28 protein-coding genes and 1 tRNA gene are annotated in these 25,286 nt (G+C 60.8%); 14 read left to right on the top strand and 15 right to left on the bottom strand.

The window, feature by feature from the left end; translation table 11 throughout:
* Positions 1-98: 98 nt before the first annotated feature.
* From METLI_RS07970 to METLI_RS07945, 6 genes are read right to left on the bottom strand one after another with little or no spacing between them, the layout of a single operon-like run.
* On the bottom strand, positions 99-503 hold the full coding sequence (locus METLI_RS07970; protein ID WP_004039321.1) for a 4Fe-4S dicluster domain-containing protein: 405 nt from the start codon (positions 501-503) through the stop codon (positions 99-101).
* A 6-nt stretch (positions 504-509) separates the two neighbouring features.
* On the bottom strand, positions 510-1,589 hold the full coding sequence (locus METLI_RS07965) for a hydrogenase large subunit (protein WP_004039320.1): 1,080 nt from the start codon (positions 1,587-1,589) through the stop codon (positions 510-512).
* Positions 1,574-1,951: an NADH-quinone oxidoreductase subunit C gene (locus tag METLI_RS07960; RefSeq protein WP_004039319.1), complete on the bottom strand. Its 378-nt coding sequence runs from the start codon at positions 1,949-1,951 to the stop codon at positions 1,574-1,576. The genes METLI_RS07965 and METLI_RS07960 overlap by 16 nt, the downstream gene beginning before the upstream one ends.
* On the bottom strand, positions 1,948-2,391 hold the full coding sequence (locus METLI_RS07955) for an NADH-quinone oxidoreductase subunit B family protein (RefSeq protein ID WP_004039318.1): 444 nt from the start codon (positions 2,389-2,391) through the stop codon (positions 1,948-1,950). The genes METLI_RS07960 and METLI_RS07955 overlap by 4 nt, the downstream gene beginning before the upstream one ends.
* A gap of 4 nt (positions 2,392-2,395) precedes the next feature.
* Entirely contained in the window at positions 2,396-3,241 is an 846-nt protein-coding gene (locus METLI_RS07950) for a respiratory chain complex I subunit 1 family protein (protein ID WP_004039317.1), read from the bottom strand.
* An 11-nt stretch (positions 3,242-3,252) separates the two neighbouring features.
* A complete protein-coding gene (locus tag METLI_RS07945; protein WP_004039316.1) occupies positions 3,253-5,157 on the bottom strand; it encodes an NADH-quinone oxidoreductase subunit 5 family protein in 1,905 nt (634 codons plus the stop codon).
* A 200-nt stretch (positions 5,158-5,357) separates the two neighbouring features.
* Here METLI_RS07945 and METLI_RS07940 point away from each other — a divergent pair, with 200 nt between their 5' ends.
* Positions 5,358-6,767 (top strand): phosphoadenosine phosphosulfate reductase domain-containing protein, encoded by a 1,410-nt coding sequence (locus METLI_RS07940; RefSeq protein ID WP_004039315.1) that lies wholly within the window; start codon positions 5,358-5,360, stop codon positions 6,765-6,767.
* Positions 6,745-7,347 carry an imidazole glycerol phosphate synthase subunit HisH gene (gene hisH / locus METLI_RS07935; protein WP_004039314.1) on the top strand — a complete coding sequence of 201 codons (603 nt, stop codon included), beginning with the start codon at positions 6,745-6,747 and terminating at the stop codon, positions 7,345-7,347. Before METLI_RS07940 ends, hisH begins: the two co-directional genes overlap by 23 nt.
* 48 nt (positions 7,348-7,395) lie before the next feature.
* Here the strand turns inward: hisH and METLI_RS07930 are convergent, their stop codons facing one another.
* From METLI_RS07930 to METLI_RS07910, 5 genes are all read right to left on the bottom strand, one after another.
* Positions 7,396-9,189, bottom strand: a complete 1,794-nt coding sequence (locus tag METLI_RS07930; RefSeq protein ID WP_004039313.1) for a hypothetical protein — start codon at positions 9,187-9,189, stop codon at positions 7,396-7,398.
* A 228-nt stretch (positions 9,190-9,417) separates the two neighbouring features.
* A complete protein-coding gene (locus tag METLI_RS07925) occupies positions 9,418-10,017 on the bottom strand; it encodes an ArsR/SmtB family transcription factor (RefSeq protein ID WP_004039312.1) in 600 nt (199 codons plus the stop codon).
* Positions 10,010-12,754, bottom strand: a complete 2,745-nt coding sequence (gene alaS, locus METLI_RS07920) for an alanine--tRNA ligase (protein WP_004039311.1) — start codon at positions 12,752-12,754, stop codon at positions 10,010-10,012. Before alaS ends, METLI_RS07925 begins: the two co-directional genes overlap by 8 nt.
* 24 nt (positions 12,755-12,778) lie before the next feature.
* Entirely contained in the window at positions 12,779-13,132 is a 354-nt protein-coding gene (locus METLI_RS07915; protein ID WP_004039310.1) for an SWIM zinc finger family protein, read from the bottom strand.
* On the bottom strand, positions 13,129-13,836 hold the full coding sequence (locus tag METLI_RS07910; protein ID WP_004039309.1) for a Nif3-like dinuclear metal center hexameric protein: 708 nt from the start codon (positions 13,834-13,836) through the stop codon (positions 13,129-13,131). The genes METLI_RS07915 and METLI_RS07910 overlap by 4 nt, the downstream gene beginning before the upstream one ends.
* Positions 13,837-13,925: 89 nt before the next feature.
* Here METLI_RS07910 and METLI_RS07905 point away from each other — a divergent pair, with 89 nt between their 5' ends.
* The 3 genes from METLI_RS07905 to METLI_RS07895 are packed head-to-tail and all read left to right on the top strand — an operon-like array spanning position 13,926 to position 16,550.
* On the top strand, positions 13,926-15,434 hold the full coding sequence (locus tag METLI_RS07905) for a homocysteine biosynthesis protein (RefSeq protein ID WP_048103718.1): 1,509 nt from the start codon (positions 13,926-13,928) through the stop codon (positions 15,432-15,434).
* Positions 15,431-15,817: a 4Fe-4S binding protein gene (locus METLI_RS07900; protein ID WP_004039307.1), complete on the top strand. Its 387-nt coding sequence runs from the start codon at positions 15,431-15,433 to the stop codon at positions 15,815-15,817. The genes METLI_RS07905 and METLI_RS07900 overlap by 4 nt, the downstream gene beginning before the upstream one ends.
* Positions 15,818-15,839: 22 nt before the next feature.
* Entirely contained in the window at positions 15,840-16,550 is a 711-nt protein-coding gene (locus METLI_RS07895; RefSeq protein WP_004039306.1) for a UPF0280 family protein, read from the top strand.
* Here METLI_RS07895 and METLI_RS07890 read toward each other — a convergent pair whose 3' ends face one another.
* The gene (locus METLI_RS07890) at positions 16,551-16,946 is read right to left on the bottom strand and encodes a hypothetical protein (protein WP_004039305.1); all 396 of its coding nucleotides are present in this window, start codon (positions 16,944-16,946) and stop codon (positions 16,551-16,553) included.
* Positions 16,947-17,007: 61 nt separating this feature from the next.
* Here METLI_RS07890 and METLI_RS07885 point away from each other — a divergent pair, with 61 nt between their 5' ends.
* The 5 genes from METLI_RS07885 to METLI_RS07865 are packed head-to-tail and all read left to right on the top strand — an operon-like array spanning position 17,008 to position 19,888.
* The gene (locus METLI_RS07885) at positions 17,008-17,301 is read left to right on the top strand and encodes a hypothetical protein (protein WP_048103717.1); all 294 of its coding nucleotides are present in this window, start codon (positions 17,008-17,010) and stop codon (positions 17,299-17,301) included.
* Complete coding sequence (locus tag METLI_RS07880) at positions 17,298-17,825, top strand: tRNA (cytidine(56)-2'-O)-methyltransferase (protein ID WP_004039303.1); 528 nt, start codon at positions 17,298-17,300, stop codon at positions 17,823-17,825. The genes METLI_RS07885 and METLI_RS07880 overlap by 4 nt, the downstream gene beginning before the upstream one ends.
* The gene (locus METLI_RS07875) at positions 17,822-18,895 is read left to right on the top strand and encodes an ATP-grasp domain-containing protein (RefSeq protein WP_004039302.1); all 1,074 of its coding nucleotides are present in this window, start codon (positions 17,822-17,824) and stop codon (positions 18,893-18,895) included. Before METLI_RS07880 ends, METLI_RS07875 begins: the two co-directional genes overlap by 4 nt.
* Positions 18,895-19,413, top strand: coding sequence for a transcription factor (locus METLI_RS07870; protein ID WP_004039301.1), 519 nt, complete (start codon positions 18,895-18,897; stop codon positions 19,411-19,413). The genes METLI_RS07875 and METLI_RS07870 overlap by 1 nt, the downstream gene beginning before the upstream one ends.
* On the top strand, positions 19,406-19,888 hold the full coding sequence (locus METLI_RS07865) for an HDIG domain-containing metalloprotein (RefSeq protein ID WP_004039300.1): 483 nt from the start codon (positions 19,406-19,408) through the stop codon (positions 19,886-19,888). The genes METLI_RS07870 and METLI_RS07865 overlap by 8 nt, the downstream gene beginning before the upstream one ends.
* Here METLI_RS07865 and METLI_RS07860 read toward each other — a convergent pair.
* On the bottom strand, positions 19,881-20,381 hold the full coding sequence (locus tag METLI_RS07860) for a regulator of amino acid metabolism, contains ACT domain protein (RefSeq protein WP_048103716.1): 501 nt from the start codon (positions 20,379-20,381) through the stop codon (positions 19,881-19,883). The two genes, METLI_RS07865 and METLI_RS07860, sit on opposite strands and share 8 nt — an antisense overlap.
* Before the next feature lie 182 nt (positions 20,382-20,563).
* Between METLI_RS07860 and METLI_RS07855 the strand changes: the two genes are divergently transcribed.
* Together METLI_RS07855 and METLI_RS12465 are read left to right on the top strand one after the other, a co-directional pair.
* Positions 20,564-20,648, top strand: a tRNA-Leu gene (locus METLI_RS07855).
* Positions 20,649-20,840: 192 nt separating this feature from the next.
* Positions 20,841-23,006 carry a PAS domain S-box protein gene (locus tag METLI_RS12465; protein WP_004039298.1) on the top strand — a complete coding sequence of 722 codons (2,166 nt, stop codon included), beginning with the start codon at positions 20,841-20,843 and terminating at the stop codon, positions 23,004-23,006.
* Positions 23,007-23,274: 268 nt separating this feature from the next.
* On the opposite strand, the gene METLI_RS13155 is transcribed toward METLI_RS12465, so the two are convergent.
* On the bottom strand, positions 23,275-23,427 hold the full coding sequence (locus METLI_RS13155; RefSeq protein WP_004039297.1) for a hypothetical protein: 153 nt from the start codon (positions 23,425-23,427) through the stop codon (positions 23,275-23,277).
* A gap of 354 nt (positions 23,428-23,781) precedes the next feature.
* Between METLI_RS13155 and METLI_RS07845 the strand changes: the two genes are divergently transcribed.
* A complete protein-coding gene (locus METLI_RS07845; RefSeq protein ID WP_048103715.1) occupies positions 23,782-24,030 on the top strand; it encodes a hypothetical protein in 249 nt (82 codons plus the stop codon).
* On the opposite strand, the gene METLI_RS07840 is transcribed toward METLI_RS07845, so the two are convergent.
* Complete coding sequence (locus METLI_RS07840) at positions 24,006-24,389, bottom strand: rubredoxin (RefSeq protein ID WP_004039296.1); 384 nt, start codon at positions 24,387-24,389, stop codon at positions 24,006-24,008. The genes METLI_RS07845 and METLI_RS07840 overlap by 25 nt on opposite strands.
* A 143-nt stretch (positions 24,390-24,532) precedes the next feature.
* Here METLI_RS07840 and METLI_RS12460 point away from each other — a divergent pair, with 143 nt between their 5' ends.
* On the top strand, positions 24,533-25,285 hold the full coding sequence (locus METLI_RS12460; RefSeq protein WP_004039295.1) for a PEGA domain-containing protein: 753 nt from the start codon (positions 24,533-24,535) through the stop codon (positions 25,283-25,285).
* Position 25,286: the final 1 nt, after the last annotated feature.

Genomic DNA, 25,286 nt, shown 5'->3' with positions numbered 1-25,286 from the left:
GGCATATAGGTGTGCGGTGAGTTCATATATGGTTGATCATCTAGGGCCGCGGGCACCGGCAGACCAGAACAACGGTGAAAAAAAGATGGAGGGTTTGCTCACGAAGATCCGGCCGATTCCTTCGGACCGGCTTCGGGCTTCGCGGGCCGCTCGGGCTTCACGTAGGTGATCTTCACCAGATGGCGCCCCTCATGGACCGTGACCGCAGAGGAGTACTGCGTCTCCATCGTGAGGCAGTGCACCGGGCAGACCTCCACGCAGCAGTTGCAGACATGGCAGCGGAGCACATCGATCTCCCAGGTCTTCTCCTCGCGCGAGACGCAGATCGCGTCCGACGGGCACTTGCGCATGCACATCCCGCAGGAGATGCACGTCGACGGATCGATCGTTACGTGGCCCCGCGAGATCGGGGTGATCTTCGCGGGCTGTGCCGGGTAGCGGATGGTGGCCGGGCCGTGGAGGACCGATTTCAACACCGTTTTTGCCATCTCAAAGTATGCCATATCAGATCACCTCTCGCAGCAGCCGATGCACGGGTCGATCGAGAGCACGATCACCGGGACGTCGGCGAGTTCGCAGCCGGCCAGCATCTTCACCATCGGCGGGATGTTCGTGATCGTCGGGGTGCGCACCCGGTGGCGGGCGAGGTTGCGCGTGCCGTTCCCCTTCACGTAATGGACCACCTCGCCGCGGGGCTGTTCGGCCCTGGCGAAGTACTCGCCGTCGGGCTTCCCGGTCACCTTCACCTCGATCGGGCCGTCAGGTATCTTCTGGACCGCCTCTTTGATCAGGTCGATCGAAGCGTACATCTCCTTTGCCCTGACGGCGCAGCGGGCATAACAGTCGCAGCCGTCCTCGACCACCGGCGTGAAATGGAGGCGGTCGTAGGCGGCGTAGCCGAGCATCCGGGCGTCGGAAGCGACTCCGCTCGCCCTGAGCACCGGGCCGACCGCCCCGTCTGCATAGGCATCCTCTTTCGAGAGGATGCCGATGTTTCTCAGCCTGGACTTCACCGAGCTGTCGTTCAAAAAGACGCCCACCATATCGGTGAGTTCCCCTCTCATCGTTTCGAGGCCGTTCGCCATCTCGTCGAGTTTCTCGGCGTCGATGTCCCGCCGGACCCCGCCCACCTTGCAACTCCCCTGGATCACGCGGCCGCCGGTGGTCGCCTCGAGGTCGTCCAGGATATGCTCGCGCAGCCGCCAGGCGTCCATGAAGAGGTTCTCGAACCCCATGCCGTCGGCAAAGAGCCCGAGCCAGAGGAGATGGGAGTGGAGCCTCGAGTACTCCGACCAGATCGTCCGGAGGTAGAGGGCGCGTTCGGGCACCTCGACGTTCATCACCGCCTCGACGCCCTGGCAGTAGGTGGCGCCGTGGATGAAACTGCAGATCCCGCAGATCCGTTCGGCGATATAGACGTATTCGGGATACTCTCTCTTCTCAACGAGGGTCTCAAGACCGCGATGGATATACCCGATGGAGGGCAGGGCCTCCTTCACCTTCTCGTCCTCGATGACGAGGTCGAGATGGATCGGCTCAGGAAGGACCGGGTGCTGCGGGCCAAAGGGCATGACTATTTCTTTTGACATGTGACCTCCCCCCTGAAGGTGACGTTGCTGAACGGGTACTTTTTCGCCGTCTTCAGCAGGTTCCCCTTGTAATCGACGTTTATACCGGTGACCTCGACCCCGAAGAAGTCGTGCATCTCGTTCTCGTAGATGAACGCCCCCCAGTAGATCCCTGAGATGCTCGGGAGCGTCGTCCCGACCGGGACGGTGATGCGCAGGCTCTCGAGACGGTTGTCTTTGTCGAAACAGTAGGTGATCTCGAAGGTCTCTTCGATTTTTGTGCAGCTGACCTGGACCAGGCGGAAACCTGCCTCGCGGTATGTCCTGACCCGTGCAAGCAGGTCGCCCTGGTCGATCGTCGTTATCGGTTCGTCTTCTATCATGCCGATCCCTCCTGTCCCTTCATTTTCGCTCGTTTCTCCTCAAGAATCCCGAGCGCCTTCACGATCCCGTCGATGATCGACTCGGGACGCGCGGCGCAGCCCGGCACATAGACGTCCACCGGGATCACCTCGTCGACGCCCCCGGCGACGTTGTAGCACTCCCTGAAGACGCCGCCGGTCGCGGCGCAGATGCCCACGGCGACGACGACCTTCGGGTCGGGCATCTGTTCGTAGATGTTTTTCACGACCTGCCGGTTCATCTCGTTGACCCCGCCGGTGATCACGAAGACATCGGCGTGTTTCGGGTTGCCGGTGTTGATGATCCCGAACCGCTCCACGTCGTACAGCGGGGTGAGACAGGCGAGCACCTCGATATCGCAGCCGTTGCAGCTTGAGGCGTCATAATGGAGGAGCCATGGTGATTTTTTCAGATATGCCATCGTTTCACACCCCCAGATAGAAGTAATAAAGGACGACGAGGTTAAGGAACCCGAGTATTGCGGCAGAACCCCATCCGCTCTTCATGGTCATCTGCCACTTCATCCGCGAGAAGGTGTTGTCGATGAAGATCTCCAGGATGTAGGCGACAACGATGACGGCGAGCCCCAGCAGCGGGTTGAACCCGAAGAAGAGGTACACAATCCCGAGGAGCACCACCGTCTCGTACCAGTGGGCGATCTCGATCTTCCCCAGGGTCGCCCCGGAGAACTCCGTGGTCAGCCCCTTCACCAGTTCCTGGTGGGCGTGGTGCGAGGTCGAGATGTCGAAGGGCGATTTTCTCAGTTTGATCGTCAGCACCGTCAGGAAGCCCAGGAAGACGCCCGGCAGGTAGAGGATCACCGGCACCTGCGATGTGGCGATCGTCTCCACATAGAAGCTCCCGGTGACCAGATAGAGCCCGATGGCGGTGAGGATGATCATCGGCTCATAGGCCATCAGGGTGATCAGCTCCCGCTCGGCCCCCACATAGCTGTACGGCGAGTAGGCGGCGTACGCCCCGAGCACGATGAAGATGTGGGCCAGGGTAAAGGCGAAGATCACGAGCAGCAGGTCCTCTCCGGCAAAGAAGAGGGCGCCTGTCACGGCCATGAAGACCAGGTACGAGAGGATGTAGAAGTTCTGCGAGGGGGTGACGGTGACGTCCTCCTTCTCGAAGAGCTTTGCCACGTCATAGAAGGGCTGGAGGATCGGCGGCCCGACTCTCCCCTGCATCCGTGCGGTGATCTTCCGGTCGATCCCGGCGATCAGCCCGCCGAGAACGGGAGCGAGGATCAGGTAGACGATTGCCATGACAACCGAGGTCACAGGATCGCCCCCGCCAGGATCGCCCCTGCGAGCAGGATCAGCAGGATGCAGAGCGGATTTGCCACACGCAGGAGTTTGCCCTCGCCGAAGTACTCGGTGAAGTAGTAGTTGCGCGTTGTCATCGTCCGCTCAATGCCGGCAGAACCGGCAAATTTCAGGTCGGTCGTCACCGGCCGTCCACACATGTATGCGGGCATCTTTTTTCCTCCCTTTGCGTAAAACGGGAGGGAGAACGGCAGTATCAGCAGGAGCGAGATCATCAGGGCCATGATGATGATGTTGTCCTGCGCAAGCCGCGCCGTCTCGCCGAATGTCCCGAGGAGATAGGGCTCGATAAGCCCTGACGAGATGAGCGGGAAGAAGAGTGCGGCGAGCACGGTCAGCGCCGTGAGGGTGGTGAGCACGACCCACTTCTGGCGCGAGATCGTCCCCTCGATATTCTCGCCGTACGGCGTGACCGAGATGATCTTGCCCATCCACTTCGACCAGAAGAAGACCGTCACGGCACCGCCGAAGGCGAGGATGGTGACGAAGATCAGGCCGAAGGGTGCATCGATGAACCCCTCGATCGCCGCCCACTTCGATATGAGCATGCCGAACGGGGCGAGGAACATGCCGGCGATGCCGACGAACATCATGGCGGCGAGCCGCGGCATGCGGACGATGAGTCCGTCCATGTCCTCGATGTCCCGGCTGCCGGTGCGGTGCTCCACCGTCCCGACGCAGAGGAAGAGGAGGGATTTTGCGATGGCGTGGAAGATGATCAGGAGGATCGCGGCCCAGACGAGTTTGTAGGTGCCGACGCCCGCGCAGGCGACGATCAGCCCGAGGTTTGCAATCGTCGAGTATGCCAGCACTTTCTTTGCATTGCTCTGGGAGATTGCGATCCCGGACGCCACAAGGAACGTGACGGCGCCGACCATGGCGATCGAGACCCCGGCGAGACTGCCGGCGAGCACAGGAGCGAAACGGACGATGATATACACACCGGCCTTGACCATCGTGCTCGAGTGCAGGAGGGCCGAGACCGGCGTCGGGGCGACCATCGCCCCGACAAGCCATCCGGAAAAGGGCATCTGTGCGGCTTTCGTCAGCCCCGCAAAGCTGATCAGCACGGCAGGGACGATTGCCACTGCCTGGCCCGAAGCGATGAGGGTATCGAGTTCGAGCAGACCGCCGGCAGGATCGGCCGAGGCGAGATATATGATGGCACCGGCAAAGGCGATCCCTCCGAGCAGGTTCATCTTCAGGGCAAGGAAGGCGTTGTTCGTCGCTTCCTCGCTCTCGGCGTAGCCGATGAGAAGGAACGACGCCAGCGTCGTGAGCTCCCAGAAGAAAAAGACCCATAGGAGGTTGTTCGAGAAGACAAGGCCGAACATCGCCGCAAGGAAGATGAACGTCACGAAGAAGAAGAACCGCCGCCGGTCCCGAACTTCGGGGTGATGGCCGTGGTAGGTCTGCATGTAGCTGACGGCGTAGACGGCGATGAGACTGCCGATGATCCCGATGATCATCGCCATGATGATGGAGAACTGGTCGAAAAAGAGGTTTTTGACCGGGTCCATTCCATGGCTCATCGCAAACTCGTAGTAGACCATCAGGGCCGACTGTGCAAGCACCAGGAGAACGGCAATATATTGTTTGAACCTGATCCCGAGCCAGAGAAGCAGGAGTGCGATCCCCATCTCGATGGCGAACATCATCTGACTCGCTGGCTCAAAGGGAACGGTGTAATAGACCGTACCCCGCGCATATGAGGTTGCGAGAAGATAGATGGACGCCGCAGAGATGACCAGTGCGGCGAGTGCAACGATTGCATATCTAATCCGGTTATTCGACAACAATAACAGGATGAATGCGATTATCGTTGGAAACGCTATCAGGAATATTAGTTCATTCACCCAAATCCCTCATGATGATCCATGATAATTATTGGTTTATTAACCATGCGAAAGCGGCGCCCACCATGACCGGCAGCAGGGCGGATTTTGCATCGCTCGCCCGAAGGCCGATCCTGCCGGCGTCGTAATCCTTTCTTTTCGTACGCACCGTCTATACATACCCCGATCTTTTTGACCTGATCCGTCAAACAGTACTGCCAATGCGTCCGTCATATCTGGGAAAAATACATCTGAACTGGTGCGATACCTGCCACACTCCCGTTCTCGGCACAACCTGCGCCTGCGGATCAGAGACACGTCCGGTCGCCATCACCCCGCCGGGCGACGCACGCCCAGCGTTCAGGGCGGACATCGATCTCGTCAACGAGATCTTCACCGACCACTTCGGCGCCCCCCTCATCCCCGAAGGGCATCTCGCCGTCCTGAACAAGGTGCCCGAGATCGACAGGATGGAGGAGATCGTTCTCGGCGGCGCCATTGTTGCGGCGATCCGGTATCTCCCGGAAAAAGGCGAATGGGAGCCCCTGCCGCGGCCGGCCGCCGCCCGCTATCTTGTCCCGACAAAGCGGTATGTCGTCGCCGATGACGGCGCCGTAGCCTCAATCAGGGAGGGTTCAAGCCTCCTCGCCCCCGGCCTCGTCGAGATCGAAGACGCCGTCCGGGCCGGCGACGAGGTGTTCATCCTCTCGAAGAGCGGAGAATGCATCGGCGTCGGCAGGGCGAAGGTGGACGCTGCAGAGGCGAGGACGATGACACGGGGGGCCATCGTCAGGACGCGTAAAGCCGCACCGGCCGACGCCAGTCCCGGGCCTGCATCCTGGGACGACGCCGTCGCCGCCAACAGACAGATCCTGGACACGTATGAGGGCGCATCGCTCGATTTCATCAGGAACGTCCGGGCGAGCCACACCCATCTCCCGATAAACGTCTCGTACTCCGGGGGCAAGGACAGTCTGGCGACGCTCCTGCTGGTGCTCAGGGAGATGGGGCCGGTCCCGATCCTCTACGCCGATACCGGCCTTGAGTTCCCGGAGACCGATGCGAACGTGAGGGAGGTGGCGGCGCGCTACGGCCTCGAGGTGGTGCGGGCCGAGACCGGAGACACGTTCTGGGAGCACTTCAGAAAAGAAGGCCCTCCGGCGGTGGACGCGCGCTGGTGCTGTAGCGTCGCAAAGCTCCTGCCGGTCAGTAAGATCATTGCCGAACGGTGGGGCGAATCGCTCTCCTTCATCGGCCAGCGGAAGTACGAGTCGCTCTCCAGAAAAAACAGCCCGCGGATATGGCGGAACCGGGTCGTCGGCAACCAGATCTCGGCCGCCCCGATCCAGCACTGGACGGCCCTGCACGTCTGGCTCTACATCTTCAGGGAGGGAGCCCCCTATAACTGTCTCTACACAGAAGGGCTCGATCGGATCGGATGCTTTATGTGTCCGTCCAGCGACCGCGCGGTGCTGAAACGGATCCGGGCGGCATATCCTGACCTCTGGAAGGATTGGGAAGAGAAGCTGCGCTCATGGCAGGGGGAGCACGGCCTTCCCGGGACATGGGTCAGTGACGACGGCTGGAGAAGAAGAGGATCGGGATCAGATGAAGACGATAGTTATAATTGATTACGGGCTTGGAAACCTCCGCAGCGTGCTGCGCGGCCTGGAAAAGGCCGGCGCCCGCGCGGTGGTCTCGGCCGACACCTCCGCGATCGCCGCGGCAGACGCCCTGGTCCTTCCGGGCGTGGGGGCCTTTCGCGACGGCATGGGGATGCTCGGCCCCCTCGAAGGCACGGTGCGGGCGGCGGCGCGGGAGGTCCCGGTGCTCGGGATCTGTCTCGGGATGCAGATGCTCATGGAGAGTTCTGACGAGGGCGGGCTCCAGGCCGGTCTCGGCCTGATCCCGGGCGATGTCCGGCGGTTCCCGCGGGTGCCCGGGATGAAGGTCCCGCACATGGGCTGGAACACCCTCGAGGTCCGGGAGGGCGAACCGCTCTTCGAGGGGATTGCGGACGGCTCGTACGTCTATTTCGTCCACTCGTACTATGCTTCGGCGGCGCCGGCGCATACGATGACCACGACAGAATACATCTGCCCCTTCGCCTCGTCGGTGCGGAACGGGTCGGTCTATGGGGTGCAGTTCCACCCGGAAAAGAGCGGTGCGGTGGGGCTGCGCCTGCTGAAAAATTATATCGATCTGGTCTGAACCTCATCTTTTTTTTGCGCTCTGGCATGGGCCTGACACTCATGGTCCTCACACCATCTGGTACAGCGTGACCACGTCATTGTAGCCGATCATCCTGTTGCCGTCGTAATCGAAGGCTGCAACGGGCTGGTGTTCCCTGATGAACGCCATGTTTTCGTAGTAGACGATGACGTCATTGAATTCGATCAGGCCGTTTCCGTCGACGTCCTCGTACAGCCCGTCGCCGTCCGGGTCGGTGGGGGGATCTCTCTGCCCTGGAAAGGCCAGCGGGCCGGCGCTCTCCAGTTTCACCACCCAGATGTCATGGCCGCCGTGGTTGCCGCTCACATCGCCGTCGTCCGATGCCGTGCTCCCGGCGAGGATATATCCGCCGTCCGCAGTTTGCTCTGCGCTGCCGGCACGCTCATCCGCCGATCCTCCCAGGCACCGCTGCCATTCGATCCCGCCGTCGGCATCCGCCTTCACCACCCAAAGATCATAGCCGCCGTGGTTGCCGCTCACGTCGCCGTCGTCCGATGCGGTGCTCCCGGCGAGGATATATCCGCCTTCGTCGGTCTGCTCCACGCTGGAACACCCGTCATCGCCAGACCCTCCGAGGCATCTCAGCCAATCTACCGTACCGGCGGCACTGAGTTTGACCGCCATCCCGTCAGGCAGAGAGTCGAGTTCAGGGCTCCCGTGATATCCCTCCAGGTCCTCAGATGTGGTGGACCCTGCAGCAATATATCCGCCATCGCCGGTCTGCCTGATGCTGTAGGCATAGTCTCTGCGGATCCCCCCGATATCGGATTGCCACCGGGCGGCACCGGTGCTAGTGAGGTTCAGCACGTATCCGTCGAATATACCCTGTGTCCCGAGTGCCGTCCACCCGCATACGACATACCCGCCGTTCTCGGTCTGCTGTACGCACGTGTTGAACATGAGGGTGCCAAAGAGCTTCTGCCACTCTATCTTCCCTTCAGGGCCAATCTTCAGCACCCAGCAGGTATCAGACGACGATCCGGTCAGATCCCCATCAGATGACGCTGCGTATCCTGCAATAATATATCCTCCGTCAGCCGTCTGTTGTACATATTCGGCTCTGTCGTCGCCGGTCCCGCCGAGACATCTCTGCCATTCTATCGCACCTGTGGTGTTGAGTTTTATCACCCATCCGTCACGCTCGATGATACCTCCCGGACTGGTGCCGCCGTGATGCCCGATCACATCGCCGTCAGTGGACCTGGTGGTCGCCGCAATGATGTACCCCCGGTCGTCGGTCTGCTGTATGCTGGAGGCGGTGTCCTGGTCGCTTCCCCCGAGGCATCTCTCCCACTCTATCGCTCCGGTGGCATCCAGTTTCACCACCCATACATCAGAGCCGCCATGGTTGCCGCTCACATCGCCGTCGGTGGACCCCGTCTCTCCGATGAGGATATATCCGCCGTCGTCCGTCTGAAGGACGGATTTTGCCCGCTCATCGTCCGAACCCCCGAGACACCGCTGCCAGGCGATCGAAACGGGACCGTCCTGATCCTGCCCCTCAAAGACGGCGTCTGATACTGCAGGGAGATCCCGGGAGATCGGTTCACCTGCTGCCCCGGCATGTACGGGGCCGATCAGATGCTGTCTGTTGCCCGGGAAATCGGGCGTTTTGAGGAGGGGTTCATCATGAAGAGCGATCTCACGGTTGCCTGCGATGGTTCCGGCCTGAACAGTCAGGGTCAGAAACGCTCCGGCACATAGCACTGCACATGCCAGAATGATCCCCCGATACCTGAAGATCAGGCTTTCTGTGCCGCCGGTTCTGTTGTGGCCATGATCTGACGGCTGATCTCTGGTCCATCTGCTCTTTTCCATCATGTGCGTCCCCCCCACACGGCGATCTGGTTTTGCCCCGGCGTTTTACTCCTGTAATCTTATTATGGCTCGCCGATTATTTTTGGTTTTGTATGATTCACCCTGTCACGATTATGTCGGGTATGCACGACTCCCCGGGGATCACCCGCGTGAAAGGGCAAAGAGAAAAAAAGCAGAATTCGGGTTTTCTATGAGAATAGAAAGCAGGAGAAAAGAGTCATCTCCCCCGCATCAGTCCCTCGCTCTTCTCCGCCGGTAATAGGTGAAATAGAGATAGACCTCGTAGACCATCAGCGCCAGCACCACGGTGCTCCCGCCCAGGAAGAAGGCGGTGACCGCATCGAGGGCGACCGACGGGACAGCACCGGCGCCAGCGGTCGGGGCCATGGCCTCCTTTGCATCGAAGGCCATCAGCCGCGGCTCCTGCGCCGGGGCGCCGCCCCCCAGAAGGGGCATGAGCATGGCGACGACGATGCTCGCAAAGATGACCACCGCAAAGAGCGATGCATACTTGAGCAGGATCGCCCTGATATCCTTCACCGGTGGCGTGACGATGATCAGCCGTGAGGTGAGGCCGTAGACCTTCACCTCCCGCCCCTTCGAACTCCACCGCGTCCTGACGACCTCGATCAGGCCGGCGTCGGCCAGGTTCTCGACATGATACTTCAGGGTGGTGAGGGGGATCGCGAGGCGGTCGGCGATCTCGGCCGCGCTCAGGGGTGCGTCCCTGAGGGCAGACAGGATATCGCTTGCCGTCTGACTCGCCATCGCCTTTGCGATCCGCTGCGCCCGCTCGTCGCCGGGCTCCATCACCACGATCTCTTCAGCCATTCAGGTTCGACTCGATAAGGGCGCGGCCGCGGGCGAGGGCTTCTCCGATCCGCCCGACCTCAGGGCCGCCGCCCTGTGCAATCTGTGGTTTTCCGCCACCTTTCCCGCCGAGGACTTCACAGACCTCCCTGATCACCTCGACGGCGTTCAGGCTCTCGACCGGCGAGGCCATCACGGCGTGGACGCGCTCTCTGCCCCCGGCGAGCAGCGCGATATCGCCGCCCTCCGAGATCCGCGAGGCGAGGGCGACGAGTTCCTGCGGCGGGAGGTCGACCTCCCTGATCACGACGCCAAAGCCGCCGATCTCCTCGGCGACCAGCTGCTGGACTTCGAGGTCGACGACCTTCTGCTGGAGGCGCTCGATCTCTTTCCTCTGCTCCTTCCACTCGGTGAAGAACCGGTTCACGCTCGCGGGGAGGTTCTCCTGCTGGACCGAAAGGGTCTCGGCCGATACGGCGATGAGATCCTTGAGGTGCTGTATCGCGGTGATCGCCGCGATCCCGGCCGAGAACTCAAGGCGCTCGATCCCGTCCTGGATATGCTCGACTTTGAGCAGGGCAATCGGGCCTATCTCGCCGGTGGAGCGGCAGTGGGTGCCGGCGCAGGCCTCGATATCGCCTGCGACCTGCACGATCCGAATCTGCCGGCCCGGCGGGACGCCTCCCTGGTAGAGCCCGAAGCCGTACTTCTGCTCGGCCTTTGTGCGGTTCTCCCAGGAGACATAGACCGGGGCGTTCTCCATCACCATCTGGTTCGCCCGGATCTCGATCCGCTTCATCTCCTCAGGGGTGATGTGCTTGAAGTGCCTGATATCGATACGGGCGCTCTCGCTCCCCTTCTGGGCGCCGGCCTGGTGGATATGGGCGCCGAGCACCTCCTTTGCGGCGCGGAGGATCAGGTGCGTCGCCGTGTGGTGGCGCATTAAGGACCAGCGCCGCTCTTCGTCGACGATCCCCTTCACCCGGTCGCCCCGCTTCAGGGTGCCCCCTTTCACGCGGTGGAGGATCACCTCGCCGAGCTTGATCGTGTCCTCGACCCTGACCATCGTCTCGGTGGTGACGAGCGTGCCGGTGTCGGCCGGCTGACCGCCGCCCTCAGGGTAGAAGAGCGTCTGGTCGAGGACGGCGCAGCCGTCGAAGTAGTCGATGACCATCGCCTCGAACTCCACTTCGGCCGGCTGATCGTAGTAGGCCTTCTTCGTGGGCGGGAGGCCGGCGATCCGCTCGCGGTACTTTGCGAGCGGGTCTTCGGCCGCCTTCTCCGGGAGGTTCTCGGAGTGAAGGTCGGCGATCTGCGAGTAGAAGTTGTCCGGGATCTCGACGACCGCCCCTTCCTGTGCGGCGATGTCCTTCACCATCTCGGGCGGGATGCCGTGGGAGTCGTACAGGGTGACGACTTCCTGCAGGGGGATGCGCTCGCTCTTCTTCTTGTAGGTGCGGGCGATCCGCTGGACGATCCGCGCCCCGCGGGCGAGGGTTGCGGCGTACTTCTCCACCTCGCGGTCGATGATCTCGCGCACGCCGGCGATGCTCTGCTCGAAGGAGTCGGTGCCGATGATCCGGATCTGCATCTCGACCAGGTCGGCAAGGTTGTCCTTGAGGTCGAGGTCGGCCATCATCCGCAGGGTTCGGCGCAGAACGAGGCGGGCGAGGTATCCTTCCCGCACGTTGGAGGGCACGACGCAGTCGCCGAGCATATAGGCAAGGCAGCGGGTGTGGTCGGCGATGGCGTAGATCTTCTCGATCGGAGTGATCAGTTTGTCGAGCTTCTCCTGCGGGACGTCGATCGCCGCCGCCACCTTCCGGCGGAGCTGGAAGAGGTTGGGGCCGCTGATGTCCATGAGACCGGCGAACCTGGCGTTGAGCCCCAGGATCTTCGTGAACTCCTTGTTGTCCAGGAGATGTTCGAGGCCCGCGGCGTGCATCAGGCGGCTGACCATCTCGGGAAACACGGCGTCGTAAACGGTCGGAGAGCCTTTTGAGGCCCAGGTGAGCCTCTCCAGCCCGTAACCGGTGTCGACGATCCGCATCTTCATCGGATAGTAGAGCACGCCTTCGAGTTCGACCGGTTCCTGGTCGTTTGGCACCCTGGTCAGGCTCATGAAGACGAGGGTCGCCACCTCGAGGCCCCCGATCAGGACTTCGACCGACGGGCCGGCGTTGCCGCCGCCCATCCAGGGGTGCTCCTTGTAGGTGACCCGTTTCAGGTCGGCCCCGATCGAACTGAGGAACTCGTCGCAGAGTTCGACGGTCCGGTCTTTCCAGTAGATATCCTCACCCGGCGAGTTGAAGGCGTGATGGGCCATCATCTCGAAGAGGGTCAGGTGCCGGCCGGACCGTCCCACCGAGTCGAGGTCGTTGAGCCTGATGCAGGGCTGCGAGATGGTCAGGGGGTTTGCCGGCGGCGGCACAAGGCCGTTCGTCACGAAGGGCTGGAAATCGGCGATCGAGGCGATGGTCAGGTAGATATCGTCGCGCCAGCGTGCGACGACCGGGTAGCGTTCGATCCGCGTGTGGCCGTGCCGCTCGAAAAACGAAAGATAGGCCTCCCTCATCTCATCCAGGGAGTGCGGTGCGAAGACCGGGTTTGCAATAAAGGAGTACGGCTCGCAGGGTGCGTCCCCGCAGGTCTCTCTGGACGGGTCGCGTGTCCAGTACGCCGCCCCGCACTTGCTGCAGACCTTCCGAACCAGTCCCTGGGATTTGAAATATTCAAGTTGATACTCTTCTTCGAGCATTCAAAACCACGTCTTAATAATCTATTATTCGGAATTGTTCATTATATTGTTTGTTGTGATACCGTCTCCCTGCAGATGATCGATATACCACTCCTCCCGCCGTTCAAAGCAGTCTGATGCAAGAGCGATCCTGACGGCGAGGATATGCCAGCAGCACCCCCCGCGGTAGGTGAAGTCCTTGCAGGTGCAGAAATCGTCCTCGACGACGTACTCCGCCGTCCGCCCGCTGACCACGAAAAAATCGAGGTACCGCCTCACCGCCCCGGCGTCCACGGCGGCCAGGGCTTTTCGCCCCCGGTCGCGGTACGTCCTGACGACCTCCTCCCTGAGGGCCGCGGTAAGGTCCTCACTTCTGATCCGGTCAAACAGTTCTTTCATGCGATCGTGCGGACTGCCGGCCGGTCTTCGAGGTACTCCCACCCTGACCGTTCGGCGAGCGCCCGCATCGCCGGGGCTTCGAGGGCGTAGTGCGTCGACTCGATGCAGGGGAGCGGGGATGTCCGGGCCACATGGTGCTTCAGTTCTGCCGAGAGGAAGGCGTCGGCACCGAGGGCGACTGCCTCTGCGATCAGGGCGGGGTCGAACCCGCTCCCGCCGACGACGGCAAGACGGTCGGGGTCGTTGATCTCTCCCCAGACCCGCACGTTGCCGCCGATCCGTGCCGCCATCTCGTCGAGTCCTGCGGTGCACCTGCCGACAAGCCCGATCGTCATCGGCACCGGATCGGCGAGGCCGAGGATATCGGCAAGGGTGTCGTTCACTCCGCCCGGGGCGCGGTCGAAGTTCGTGTGCATCACATAGAGATTGACCTCCCCGGCAAAGAGTGGGCGGAGGACCGCGGCGGTGCGGCCGGTGATCGCGGTCAGCGGCTCCCAGAGGGGGGTGTGGTGGACGATAAGGAGTCCGGCCCCCATACTGGCGGCGGCCGCGGCAACGGCCGGTGTGGCGTCGAGGGCGCAACAGACGGTCTCGACCTCATCCCGTCCTTCGATGATGCGTCCGATCCTGCCGGTGTCATAGTCTTCGGCGAGTTCAGGGGGGGCGATCTCCTCGAGGTGGGCGATCAGGTCTGCAATGTGCATATTCACAGGTCTCGCTCTCCGCTAATGAAGGCACGTATTACTATTAGTAATAAGAAAGACCTATAAATATGCGGGATAAATACACCACTATGGAGAAATCCATAGACGAGATCAATATAAGAATACGCGATGGCAATGCGCGCGTTGTCACGGCCGAGGAGATGCCTGACATCGTCGCCGAACTGGGCGAGGAGGCGGCGCTGAGAGAGGTGGACGTCGTCACCACCGGGACCTTCGGCGCCATGTGCTCCTCAGGCGCCTTTTTTAACTTCGGTCATGCAGACCCGCCGATACGGATGGAGAGGGTCTGGCTCAACGACGTCGAGGCCTATGCCGGCGTTGCGGCGGTCGACGCCTATCTTGGCGCAACCCAGCAGTCGACGACACAGGGCGACCGCTATGGCGGTGCGCATGTGATCGAGGATCTCATTTCCGGCCGTTCGGTGGAACTGCGGGCGATGTCGCGAGGCACCGACTGCTACCCGTTGCGGACGGTCACCACGAACCTCCTCCTTGAAGACTTCAACACCGCTACGATGCTGAATCCCAGAAACGCATACCAGTGCTACAATGCGGCGGCCAACTCCACCGACCGCGTCCTCCACACCTATATGGGCACCCTCCTCCCGAACTGCGGGAACGTCTCGTATTCGGGCGCCGGGGCCTTATCGCCGCTTGCAAACGATCCGACCTACCATGTGATAGGCAGCGGCGTCCCGATCTTTCTTGGCGGGGCGCAGGGGATGGTCGTCGGCGAAGGGACGCAATCGTCCCCTGCCACCGGGTTTGCCACCTTGATGACGACCGGAGACCTCACGCACATGAGCCCTGACTATATCAGGGCCGCAACCTTCCAGGGCTACGGCGTGACGATGTACGTCGGCCTCGGCGTCCCCCTGCCGGTGACCGATCTGACGGTCGTGCGGAGCACGGCCGTGCGGGACGAGGACCTGACGACCGGCGTCGTCGACTACGGCGTACCCTCCCGCGACCGCCCGACGCTCAGGCGCGTCACCTACGCTGAGCTGAAGAGCGGCAGGATCGAAATCAACGGCGAGGAGGTGAGGACGTCCTCGCTTTCGAGTTACCGGAAGGCCCGGCAGGTCGCCGAGGCCCTGAAGGGCTGGGTGGAGATGGGATCGATCGCACTCTCTCTCCCGACCCGCCGGGTGGACGCCACCAGGCGGACGCGCCCGATGCGCGAGACCAAACTCGTGCCGCGGGTGCGGGAGGTGATGGAGACGAAGGTCGTCTGCATCACCGAGGACGAACCGATCACCGAGGCGGCCCTGAAATTGCTCAGGGGAGAGACCAACCATCTCCCGATCCTGGACGGCGACCACCGCCTGGTCGGGATCGTGACCACCTACGACGTCACCAAGGCGGTGGCGCGGCCTGGCGACCGCCTCTGCGTGCGGGACATCATGACCAGGAAGGTCGTGCGCACGACCCCCGAGGAGGCGGTGGATATCGCCGCCCAGAAACTGGAGCGTCACAACATCAGCGCCCTGCCGGTGGTCGACCCGCAGAACCGGGTCATCGGGATGCTTACGGCCCTCAATCTCGGTAAACTCCTCGGTGGGAGGTGGAAGGCATGAAACTGATGGTCTCGTTCTCGCGCAAAAAGGTCAGGGAACCGATCATCGCCCGGGTGGTGATGGACACCGGGGTGCTGATCAACGTCGAACGGGCGCGGATCGAACCGAGCGAGGGCGACGTCCTCATCGACGTCCCTGACGAGAGCGCGCGCATTGTCTGCATGAAGATGCGTGACCTCGGGGCGACGGTCAGCGTTCTGAAGGATGCGATCATCCATGACGAGAACGAGTGCGTGGACTGCGGCGCCTGTATATCGATCTGCCCGCAGGACGTCTTCTCCTTCGACGAAGACTGGAAACTCAGCCTCGACAAGCCGCGCTGCGTCCTCTGCGGCAGGTGCATTCAGGCCTGCCCGCACGGGGCGCTCTCCCTCCAGAAATAACTCTTTTTTGCCGGAGCCAGGAATGATCCGCGAGCATTTCGAGCACAAACAGACGATCACGACGATCCTGGCCGACGAACAGGCCCATATCGAGGCGGCAAAGGCGGGCATGCTCGCCGCCCGTCATGATCTCGAAGCCTTCCTCCTTAAAGACCCCTACTTCGGCGTTACCTTCGAGCCCTACGACCCGCCGGCTGAGAGCCGGACGGTGCGGAGGATGGGGGCGGCGTCGGTCTCCGCCGGCGTCGGGCCGATGGCGGCCGTCGCCGGGACGATTGCGTGGGCCGGAGCCGAGGCGATGCAGGAGGCCGGGGCCTCGTTCGGGGTCGTGGACAACGGCGGGGACATCGCCCTCTTCTCGGACCGGGAGGTACGGGTCGGGATCCATGCCGGGGCCTCGCCGTTCTCGGACCGACTTGCCTTTCTCGTCCGGCCGCAGGAGGAGATCCTGGGCATCTGCACCTCGTCGGCGACGGTCGGCCCCTCCATCTCCTTCGGGGTTGCAGACGCCGTCTGCATCTTCTCCCGCGACGTCTCGCTCGCCGACGCATGGGCGACCGCCCTCTGCAACACCCTCCTGCCCGGTGAGGAGGAGCCTTTCACCGCCCTTGAGGGCACCGGCGTTAGGGGAGCGCTCGCGATCATCGGGGAAGCGGTCATGACGTGGGGCGACCTCCCGCCGATCGCCGGGGCGAGCGTCGACCCCTCCCTGATCACGCGCGGCGACCCCTGATCATGCCAGTTCTTCGAGGACGTAGTTTTCCGCCGCGGTCCTGGCATTTTTCCCGGCGAACCGCCTGTACTCCTGCTCCCCGTCGGTGACGACGATCTCGGCCCTGCCCTTTTCACAGAGGAAGACGAGGCTGAAGAGTTCGACCTCGTCCAGGAGAACCCCTCTGAGGGTCTCTGAGGCGGGCGTGAGCATGAGCCGTTCCGCGGGGAGTTCCCCGGGATCTTCCCTGAAATAGTAGTAATAGACCTGATAGGCGTTGAGGAGGTCGGACGTGAGGAGTTCTGCCTTCACCTCCGGGTCGATGCCGTCAAGGAGGCGGGCGAGGCGCGTATCGTCTTCATCGGCCCGCTCAAGAAGATCGTCCGCTATCGCCGCAAGGTGCTCATAATCGGTCATTGAAACATGATGCTCTCTCCGGGTACAAAAGTATATTGTGGCTCCCGGCACAGATCTGGGTGTGAAAACCGAAGAATTCGACTGGGCGGTCTATCATGCGATCGCCTGGAACAGGGCTGCGACCCTTCCCGCCCTGATCGACTATATGGGCGGCGATGCGGCGGCAGTCGAATCTTCTGTTCGGAGACTCACTTCATATCTTCTGATCGAACAGAGAGGAGACGATCTCCGCACCCTCTCGATCGAGGAGTCGCTTCTCACGTGCCAGATCAGGCACGGCAGCGGCACCCCCCTGGAGATCGAGAACGGCGTCATAAAAATACCTGACTATGCACGGAAGGGAGAGAACAGATGAGGAAAGTATGTATCCTCAGACTCGGCCACCGGCCTGAGCGGGATCAGCGGGTCACCACCCATGTCGGGCTCACGGCTCGGGCACTGGGTGCGAACGGTATGTACCTGGCCGCAAACGACATCGGCATCGTCACATCCATCGGCGACGTCGTGGAACGCTGGGGCGGGAACTTCTTTGTTGAAAACGATGTGAAATGGAAGAAGTGCATCAGGGAGTGGAAAGAGCGCGGCGGGATCGTCGCCCACCTTACGATGTACGGGCTTGAGGTCGGCGAGGTCGTCGCCGCGGTGCGGGAGCGCCCCGAAGACCTGCTCATCATCGTCGGCGCCGAGAAGGTCCCCGGCGACGTCTACGGCATGGTCGACTACAATGTTTCGGTCACAAACCAGCCCCACTCCGAGATCTCGAGCCTGGCCGTATTTCTCGACCGCCTGTTCATGGGCAGGGAGATCGAGCAGGACTTCCCCGACGCGAAGATCCGTGTCGAGCCCTGTAAGGTCGGGAAGCGGGTGATCGAGCTGTGAAGGGTCGGGTGCTTGTCGCGGGTTTTGCGACCAGGCATGTGGTCAGTTCTGCAAAAAGGGCCGGCTATGAGGTCTACGCTGTCGACCATTTCTGTGACCAGGACCTCTGCCGGGACGCACGCGTGCACCGCCGTTTTGACGAACTCGACGAGATCCCCGATCTGGTCGAGGAGATCTCTGCCGGCCGCAGCATCGACTGGTTTGTCGCCACATCAGGGGCCGAGGGCATGACCGTCCCGTTCCGCAGGGCCGGCACGCCGCCTGAGGTCTCGGCCAGGTTCCTGGACAAATACGAGATCCAGCGGTTCTTCGAGGAAAATGCGATCCCGGTGCCGGCGTGCCGGGCCGGGGCCTACCCGGCGATGGTCAAGCCGCGCCGCGGCGCCGGCGGCTGGCGGAACCGGGTGGCGTCGTCGGAGGGCGACCTGCGGGCATGGGAAGAGGAGTGGCCCGACGTCCCCTATCTGGTGCAGGAATGCGTCACCGGCACACCTGCAAGCGTCTCCTGCATCGCAGACGGGCGCCGGGCGGTGGCCGTCGCCGTCAACGAGCAGATCCTGCGGGGCGGGGAGGGTGATCGGGCATATGGTTTCTCCGGCTCGATCACCCCCTTCAACCACCCCCTCTCGGCACGCATGGCCGATATCGCCGAGCGTGCGGTGGCCCTCAGCGGCTGTGTCGGTTCGGTCGGGGTGGACTTTGTCGCCGGCGACGATGCATGGGCGATCGAGATCAACCCGCGGTTTCAGGGCACCCTCGACACTGTGGAGGCGGCAACCGGGCAGAGCATATTCGGCCTGCACGTCGACGCCTGCACGGGCGTGCTTCCCGCCGCCAGGCCTCGGGCCGGGCAGGTGTGCGCACGGGCAATACTCTTTGCAGACCGCGATCTCACCGTGCATGCAGATCTTTCGCGCCTCTCTGATGTCTGCGCCGATATTCCCTGGCCCGGGACCGAGATAGAAGAAGGGGGCGCCGTGGTCAGCGTCTACGGGCAGGGCCCGGACCGCGCCGCCGCCTGCGCCATGCTGGATAGAATTATAACACGCGTCCGTACATATATCTCGTGATGGTTGGCAAAGACGAGATGCTGGCAGACCCGGCGATCCGGGCCTATCTTCTCCGTCTGATCGGGAACGAGGGAATCAACCTCATGGAACGGTTCCCGCCCGATGGGGAGTTTTCCGATGAGGAACTTGCGGAAAAAACCGGCATCAACCTCAACTCTGTTCGGCATACGTTATATACGCTTTACGAGAGGAGGCTTGCCGAATACCGGCGTATCAAAGATCCCGACACTGGATGGCTGACCTATCTCTGGATGCTGAGGACAGACCAGGTATATCCGGTGCTGAAAGAGGAGCTTGAGCACGTCCTCGAACTCCTGGTGAAGAGGGAGAAATACGAGGAGGAGAACGATTTCTTCATCTGCGACGAGTGCGGCATCTTCACCTTCAATGACGTGTTCGCCACCGATTTCGCCTGTCCCCAGTGCGGAGAGCCCCTGAAGCACTTCGATAATGAGATGCTTCTCGGCGCACTCAAGCGGAGGATCGAGGCGATACGGAAATCTACCGGGCATGTATGAGCGTTTTCTCAAAAAAGCAGGCTGCGATCCGGGAGTGATCGCCCATTGCCTGACCGTGGCCGGGGCGACCCGGGCGTATGCGCGTTCATCGGTCGTTGACCGGCCTCTCCTCGAGGCAGGGGCGATGCTCCACGATCTCGGGCGTTCAGAGACGCATGCACTCGACCATGCCGGGGTCGGGGCCGATCTGGCGGCGGCGATGGGATGTCCCGACGGGGTGGTCCGCATCGTCGGCCGGCACCTCGGCGCCGGCCTGACCCTTGAGGAATCAGCGCTTCTTGGCCTTCTGCCGGTCGACGCCATGCCGGAACGCCTTGAGGAGCGGATTGTCGCTCATGCCGACAATCTGGTGAAAGGGACGCGGGAGATCACCGCCGAAGAGCGGTGGGACCGCTCGGTCGCCCTTGGAAGAAAATATCTGGTGCGGGCGTTCAGGCTCGGTCTCGACCTCGAACCTCTCCGCCACCTCAGATGATCAACTGTTTTACCTGCGGGAGGGCCCGCAGCTCTTCGAGCACGCCGGTGGGCAGTGCCTCGTCCAGGATGATGACCAGTCTGGGCTCCTCGGCGAAGTAGGGGTCGGTGACGAAGATCTGCCTGATGGCAAGGTCGTGCCTGGAGAGCACCCTGACCGCCGCTCCGACGATCCCTTTCTGCTGGGCATCGGTCGGGATAATGGTGATGACCGTGAGGTTGAGGTATCCGGCCACCTCAGAGAGGTCGGGGGTGGCCCTCATGCGCGCGAAGATGTCGCCCGTCTCCCCCATGGACGTGATCCGCCGTGCTGTGGCGTCCACGACCCTGCGGTCGATGCCGATGGCGCGGGCGATATGGGTGGCCGGTATTTCGATGCCGTTGCAGGTGATTTTGCCTTCAGCCGAGACCCCGAAACCGTTTTCAAGGAGAAAACGAACTACTCTGCTCTGAGCGGGCGAATCGGAGAACTCCCGCATGAGTGTTGCCCACATATCTGCCAGAATGTACATCTGTGGTGCATATTAATCCTGGGGTCCTATCCGTGTGCGCTCTGGCGTCTGAAATATGCCCATATTCCGGGGTTTTTCCTCTCTGATCCTGGACGAGGGGCATCCTGGGGCCGGATCGAGCGATAGATTATTTAACCAGTATATCATTGTTTATAGGGTAACAGGCGAGGGTTGCCGAGCTAGGTCAAAGGCGCAAGGTTGAGGGCCTTGTCACGCAGGTGTTCGGGCGTTCGAATCGCCTCCCTCGCACTTCTTTTATGGGTCTCTTTCTCGTGTATTTTCGCTCCGATATTCTGCCATCGCACGTTTCTGCGTTTTCCTCCACCCTTTAAACTCGCATTGCGGGCTCGCTCCTCCCGACCTCTATCGTGATCTTCGCCGGAAAAAGGGAGCAGATCGATTGATAAATATCGTTTCCCATCGAACCATCTCATCATCGTTATGATTTCGGTGCTTTATGTTGACGACGATCCAGATACCCGTGGACGTGTCAAATTCTTCCTTGAGGCTGGCGGTGAGGTCTCGGTTCTGACCGCAGACTCAGCGGATGGTGCACACGTTCTTCTTGTCGATCAGAGGTTCGACGTCATCGTCTCTGATTATCAGATGTCGGGCACCGATGGGATTGCATTCCTGAAACAAATCCGGGCTGCCGGGAATGAAATACCTTTCATACTTTTTGCCGAGCGAAGCCGGGAAGAAGCAGTCATCGAGGCGTTCAACAGTGGAGCACAGTTTTACCTCCTGAAAGAGGGAGACCAGGAAGAGTGTTTTTCAACTCTTTCTCTCAGGATCAGGCAGGCGGTGCGGCGGCGCGGTGGTCATGAAGACCTTGAAAACTCCCTCCCTCTTCCTTTTTTTGAGATCGATATAAAGGGAAATATCCTGCGCATGAACAGGGCCGCTCATGAGGCTTTCCTGTACTCTCGAGAGGATATCGAACGGGGCGTTCACCACCTGCAGCTGATCCTTCCTCGGGAACGGGTGCGCGCCTGCAGGGATATCGAAACGGTTATATCCCGTGATCTGCCTCATTCACAGTCCAATTATATCTTTCAACGCAAAGATGGGTCTTCTTTTCCCGGCACCCTGTATGTGAACCCGGTGCTGCAGGACGGAAATACGATCTGTATCAGGGGTTTGATCGTTGATCTGACCGTCCAGATGGAGAATGAAGCGCTTCTCAGGACATTGATCCACTCAATGCCCGATCTGTTCTGCTTCAAGGATGGCGAGGGCCGCTGGATTGAGACGAACGAACGTAGTCTGACGTTCCTCCGGATCGAAGGCCTCGATTACAAGGGCCTGACCGACGACGAAATTGCGGAATACAGTTCTTTTTACCGCAAGATCCTGGTCCAGTCAGGGGAAAGCGACTCCCGTGCATGGCAGTCGGCCGGCGGCCTGAGGGAAGACCAGACATTTGTCGGGCCTGACGGCTGCGAGCGTACCTTTGACATTATCAGGACGCCCATTTTTAAAGACGACGGTAGCCGCTCCGGACTTGTCATCATCGCCCGCGATATCACGGAAAAAAAGAAGGCCGAGGAGGAGTTGATAAAAGGTCGTCAGTTGCTCAGGGCGATCATCGACAACAACCCGGCGTGGATCGCCTGTGTCGATCGCGATGGCAGGTACCTGCTTGCAAACCGCAATTTTTGCGAGACATTCAACCTGACAACTTCTGAAATCGTGGGAATGGACGGCAGGGATCTTCTTCCGCCGCATATCCTCGAACGTCACATGCCGCTGGTAGAGGCCTGTCTTAACGGTGAGACCGTCCACTTCGCCGATGAAAGTCCTGACTGGGTAAAAGGGCCGAAGTACGATATCGGTTCATACACTCCGATAACCGGCTCCGACGGGAGGGTGGCCGGAGTCGTCCTGATGGTGAACGACGTTACCGAGCTCAAGAGGACAGAAACCGCCCTCTCGCAGGCCAACAGAAAACTCAATCTGCTCTCCTCGATTACCCGCCATGACATCCTGAACTCGCTTCATGTGCTCTATGGCTACCTTGATCTCGCGTCCACGTCCGGCGACGAGGGAGAAAAGACGGTTTTTATCGGGAAGGCCATTGAACAGGTCAAAAAGATCAGGTCTGAGATCGATTTCACCCGTGATTATCAGGACCTCGGGGTGCATGCTCCGGAGTGGCAGGAACCGCAAAAACTTCTGGAGCAGGCATGGCAGTTCATAGCCTCGGGGAATGTGACATTGCATGCAGACCTCGAAGGCGTTGCCGTGTACGCCGATCCCATGCTCGGAAAGGTGATCTCCAATCTCATCGACAACGCTCTCAGACACGGCGGCGCGGTCACCTCGATTACCGCCTCTTTCAGGCTCACTCCCGATGGACTGATCTGGAGCGTCGAGGACGATGGCGTCGGTCTGTCTGAGGATATGAAGGAGCGGATCTTCCTGAAGGGCGTTGGAAAAAACACCGGCTACGGCCTTTTTCTGGCGCGGGAGATCCTCGGGATCACCGAGATCAGCATTCGGGAGACCGGGACGTCAGGAAAAGGGGCGCGGTTTGAGATCCTGGTCCCCCCCGGGCGATACCTTTGTTCGGTTGAATCGTGTGTCAGAGCGGACCGAACCCGGTGAATCTTTTTTTCGGCCGGGTTCACGATGAATGGGTTCGTCCTGTGCGGTCATGCCCTACCGTTGCCGTTTGCCCTTTCCCTGTACTCTCCTGTCGTGGAACCCGGACCGAGCGTTCGATCTCCTGGTATGTGCTCCCGGCAAAAGATCCGATCACCACCGTGACGATCGAGGGGGCCAGAAACTCTTTGCCGATCGGGTTGAAAACAGGTGTGCCCTCTTCAGGGGGGAACGGCAAAAAAGAGTACTGGCGGCGCGGGATTTCCTTCCTTCAGAGATCCCTGATTTCGAGATGGGTTTTTTGAACCGCGTTCAGTTTCAGTGCGACGGCGCGGTAGAGATTGACATTGCGTACACACTCCCTGAACTCTCCGTTGTACCAGTCGTCCATCGAATCCTGATACATCATCATTTTTATTTTCATGTGCCGATCTCCGGTAGGATCTTGTGGCATATATTCTTACTGATATTTATTTTACGGATTTTCAATGTTTTTTGTTAAAAAACTCATAATATTGCATGAATTTCGGCTTTTTCGTCCTGGTGGCTCCTATGGGATATTCCGTCTGTTTCGGATTGGCTTTGAGAATATCTCGGCTTTTTCCCGGGATATGGTCTCATCCCCTCTTATTCAGGCCGCAGGAGGCCTGAGGGATGGTCGGCAGAGAAAAGGTACCTGCGGTCCCCTCCTATTTTATATATCAGTATTACAATATGCCGTCAGGTCACCACGTGAGTGCGTTGACAGGGGGGGAGCGTGAAGCGGGTGGGCATCAGAATGGACGCCCTTGCACAGATCATCGAGGATCTGAATAAAAACGAGGAGTTGAGAAATATTTTTGGGGAACCGGTCGCCGGTCGCCTCCTTGTCATTGCGGAGTTTGCCGATGGCGATGTGGACCTGAGAATCGAAGAAAATGGCGATGTGGGAATGGGTGATACCGAATCGAGGAGGTTTGTGGAGATCATCGACAGAGTCGTCTTCACAAACCTGAATAGAAGTCAGTACTCCAGTGGTTCGAACTGACTCTTCCCCACTTTTCCATAATGCTCGGTGATCTTTGGGTCCAGGCCGCAGACCGGGCAGGTGTAATCCTCGGCAAGGTCGTCGAATTTTGTTCCCGGCGGTATGCCGCGGTGAGGTTCTCCCCGTTTTTCGTCATACACGTAGCCGCAGATCTTGCAGACAAAACGGGTCGGCTCCCATAACTCGAACCCCCAGGTTCCGATGGGCCCTTTTCCTGTGGCGCCGCAGACCGGGCAGATATAATCTTCGGGTAGATCTTCAAACTCTGTTCCGGCCGGTATACCGCGGTGCGGCTCACCCCGCAGGGGCGAGTAGATATACCCGCAGTACTTGCAGATGTATCGCCGTGCTTTCTGCATAGGTGTTCTCCAGAGGTGGATGCGTACCGCGTACTATATAATGCTGTCTGGATCCGGTTACCCCCCGGTGTGCAGGGCCGAGCGATCCCTCCGGGAACAAAAAACCGGGGCTTTATCACGGTATCGGCATATAATCTCAGGACATGAGATGGTGTCCTCTGTTCAGGTGCACGGTATGGACGATCGTCGCCCTCTTTCTCCTCGGGACTCCGGCAGTCTCCGCAGCGACGATCGAGGCCGTACTCGGTGAAGACATCCCACTTTCAGGGACCTCGACCGGGGGCGGCGACGTATATCTCTTCCTCACCGGGCCGAACCTCGCCGCCGGCGGCGTCAGCCTTGACCGCCTCGCTCCGGTCGCGACCGGGTCGAAATCGTCCTTCACCGTCGTCTCCACCGGTGACGACAACCGCTGGAACTACCGCTGGAAGACAGCCGGACTCGCCCTTGACCCTGGCGTGTACACGCTGTACGCCTCAGACACGCCGGCGGCGAGGGGAGACCTCGGCGCACGCAATGCCGTGTACGGCACGGTCGGGATCAGTCTTCGCAGCCCCGGTCTCACCCTTGACACCGGGGGAACGCTGGCAATCGGCGCATCGGTGGACGGTGCCCGGGTTGCCGTGAACGGAGAAGAGATCGGCGCCGCCCCTCTGACCCTGAAGGGGCTTGGGCCGGGCGAATATCGGGTCGGCGTCAACGCAAGCGGTTATGAACCCTGGTCTGGAGTGGCGGTGGTGAATGAGAACGGGACGACGGAGATCAGCGCCGACCTGATCCCGTTGACGACTGTAGAGACAACGGTTCCCACCACCCCGGCGAACACGCCGGCGGCGGCCTCCCCCCTCCCTGCCGCCTTTATTCCCCTGATACTCCTCGCCCTCAGAAAGAGATGAG

Origin of the sequence: Methanofollis liminatans DSM 4140 (genome assembly GCF_000275865.1) — an archaeon.
Taxonomy (GTDB): domain Archaea; phylum Halobacteriota; class Methanomicrobia; order Methanomicrobiales; family Methanofollaceae; genus Methanofollis; species Methanofollis liminatans.
Note: the sequence above shows the minus strand (reverse complement) of the source record. Positions and strands in the feature narration are given on the sequence as shown.

Coding starts and splice junctions, on each gene's coding strand:
- METLI_RS07925 (WP_004039312.1), bottom strand. CDS start 10,017: ATGGCTGAAGAGATCGTGGTGATGGAGCCCGGCGACGAGCGGGCGCAG.
- METLI_RS07930 (WP_004039313.1), bottom strand. CDS start 9,189: ATGATGGAAAAGAGCAGATGGACCAGAGATCAGCCGTCAGATCATGGC.
- METLI_RS07845 (WP_048103715.1), top strand. CDS start 23,782: ATGGACGCCCTTGCACAGATCATCGAGGATCTGAATAAAAACGAGGAG.
- METLI_RS07840 (WP_004039296.1), bottom strand. CDS start 24,389: ATGCAGAAAGCACGGCGATACATCTGCAAGTACTGCGGGTATATCTAC.
- METLI_RS07870 (WP_004039301.1), top strand. CDS start 18,895: ATGGTTGGCAAAGACGAGATGCTGGCAGACCCGGCGATCCGGGCCTAT.
- METLI_RS07960 (WP_004039319.1), bottom strand. CDS start 1,951: ATGATAGAAGACGAACCGATAACGACGATCGACCAGGGCGACCTGCTT.
- METLI_RS13155 (WP_004039297.1), bottom strand. CDS start 23,427: ATGAAAATAAAAATGATGATGTATCAGGATTCGATGGACGACTGGTAC.
- alaS (WP_004039311.1), bottom strand. CDS start 12,754: ATGCTCGAAGAAGAGTATCAACTTGAATATTTCAAATCCCAGGGACTG.
- METLI_RS07965 (WP_004039320.1), bottom strand. CDS start 1,589: ATGTCAAAAGAAATAGTCATGCCCTTTGGCCCGCAGCACCCGGTCCTT.
- METLI_RS07970 (WP_004039321.1), bottom strand. CDS start 503: ATGGCATACTTTGAGATGGCAAAAACGGTGTTGAAATCGGTCCTCCAC.
- METLI_RS07955 (WP_004039318.1), bottom strand. CDS start 2,391: ATGGCATATCTGAAAAAATCACCATGGCTCCTCCATTATGACGCCTCA.
- METLI_RS07895 (WP_004039306.1), top strand. CDS start 15,840: ATGATCCGCGAGCATTTCGAGCACAAACAGACGATCACGACGATCCTG.
- METLI_RS07940 (WP_004039315.1), top strand. CDS start 5,358: ATGCGTCCGTCATATCTGGGAAAAATACATCTGAACTGGTGCGATACC.
- METLI_RS07950 (WP_004039317.1), bottom strand. CDS start 3,241: ATGGCAATCGTCTACCTGATCCTCGCTCCCGTTCTCGGCGGGCTGATC.
- METLI_RS07860 (WP_048103716.1), bottom strand. CDS start 20,381: ATGTGGGCAACACTCATGCGGGAGTTCTCCGATTCGCCCGCTCAGAGC.
- METLI_RS07910 (WP_004039309.1), bottom strand. CDS start 13,836: ATGCACATTGCAGACCTGATCGCCCACCTCGAGGAGATCGCCCCCCCT.
- METLI_RS07890 (WP_004039305.1), bottom strand. CDS start 16,946: ATGACCGATTATGAGCACCTTGCGGCGATAGCGGACGATCTTCTTGAG.
- METLI_RS07915 (WP_004039310.1), bottom strand. CDS start 13,132: ATGAAAGAACTGTTTGACCGGATCAGAAGTGAGGACCTTACCGCGGCC.
- METLI_RS07865 (WP_004039300.1), top strand. CDS start 19,406: ATGTATGAGCGTTTTCTCAAAAAAGCAGGCTGCGATCCGGGAGTGATC.
- METLI_RS12460 (WP_004039295.1), top strand. CDS start 24,533: ATGAGATGGTGTCCTCTGTTCAGGTGCACGGTATGGACGATCGTCGCC.
- hisH (WP_004039314.1), top strand. CDS start 6,745: ATGAAGACGATAGTTATAATTGATTACGGGCTTGGAAACCTCCGCAGC.
- METLI_RS12465 (WP_004039298.1), top strand. CDS start 20,841: ATGATTTCGGTGCTTTATGTTGACGACGATCCAGATACCCGTGGACGT.
- METLI_RS07905 (WP_048103718.1), top strand. CDS start 13,926: ATGGAGAAATCCATAGACGAGATCAATATAAGAATACGCGATGGCAAT.
- METLI_RS07880 (WP_004039303.1), top strand. CDS start 17,298: ATGAGGAAAGTATGTATCCTCAGACTCGGCCACCGGCCTGAGCGGGAT.
- METLI_RS07900 (WP_004039307.1), top strand. CDS start 15,431: ATGAAACTGATGGTCTCGTTCTCGCGCAAAAAGGTCAGGGAACCGATC.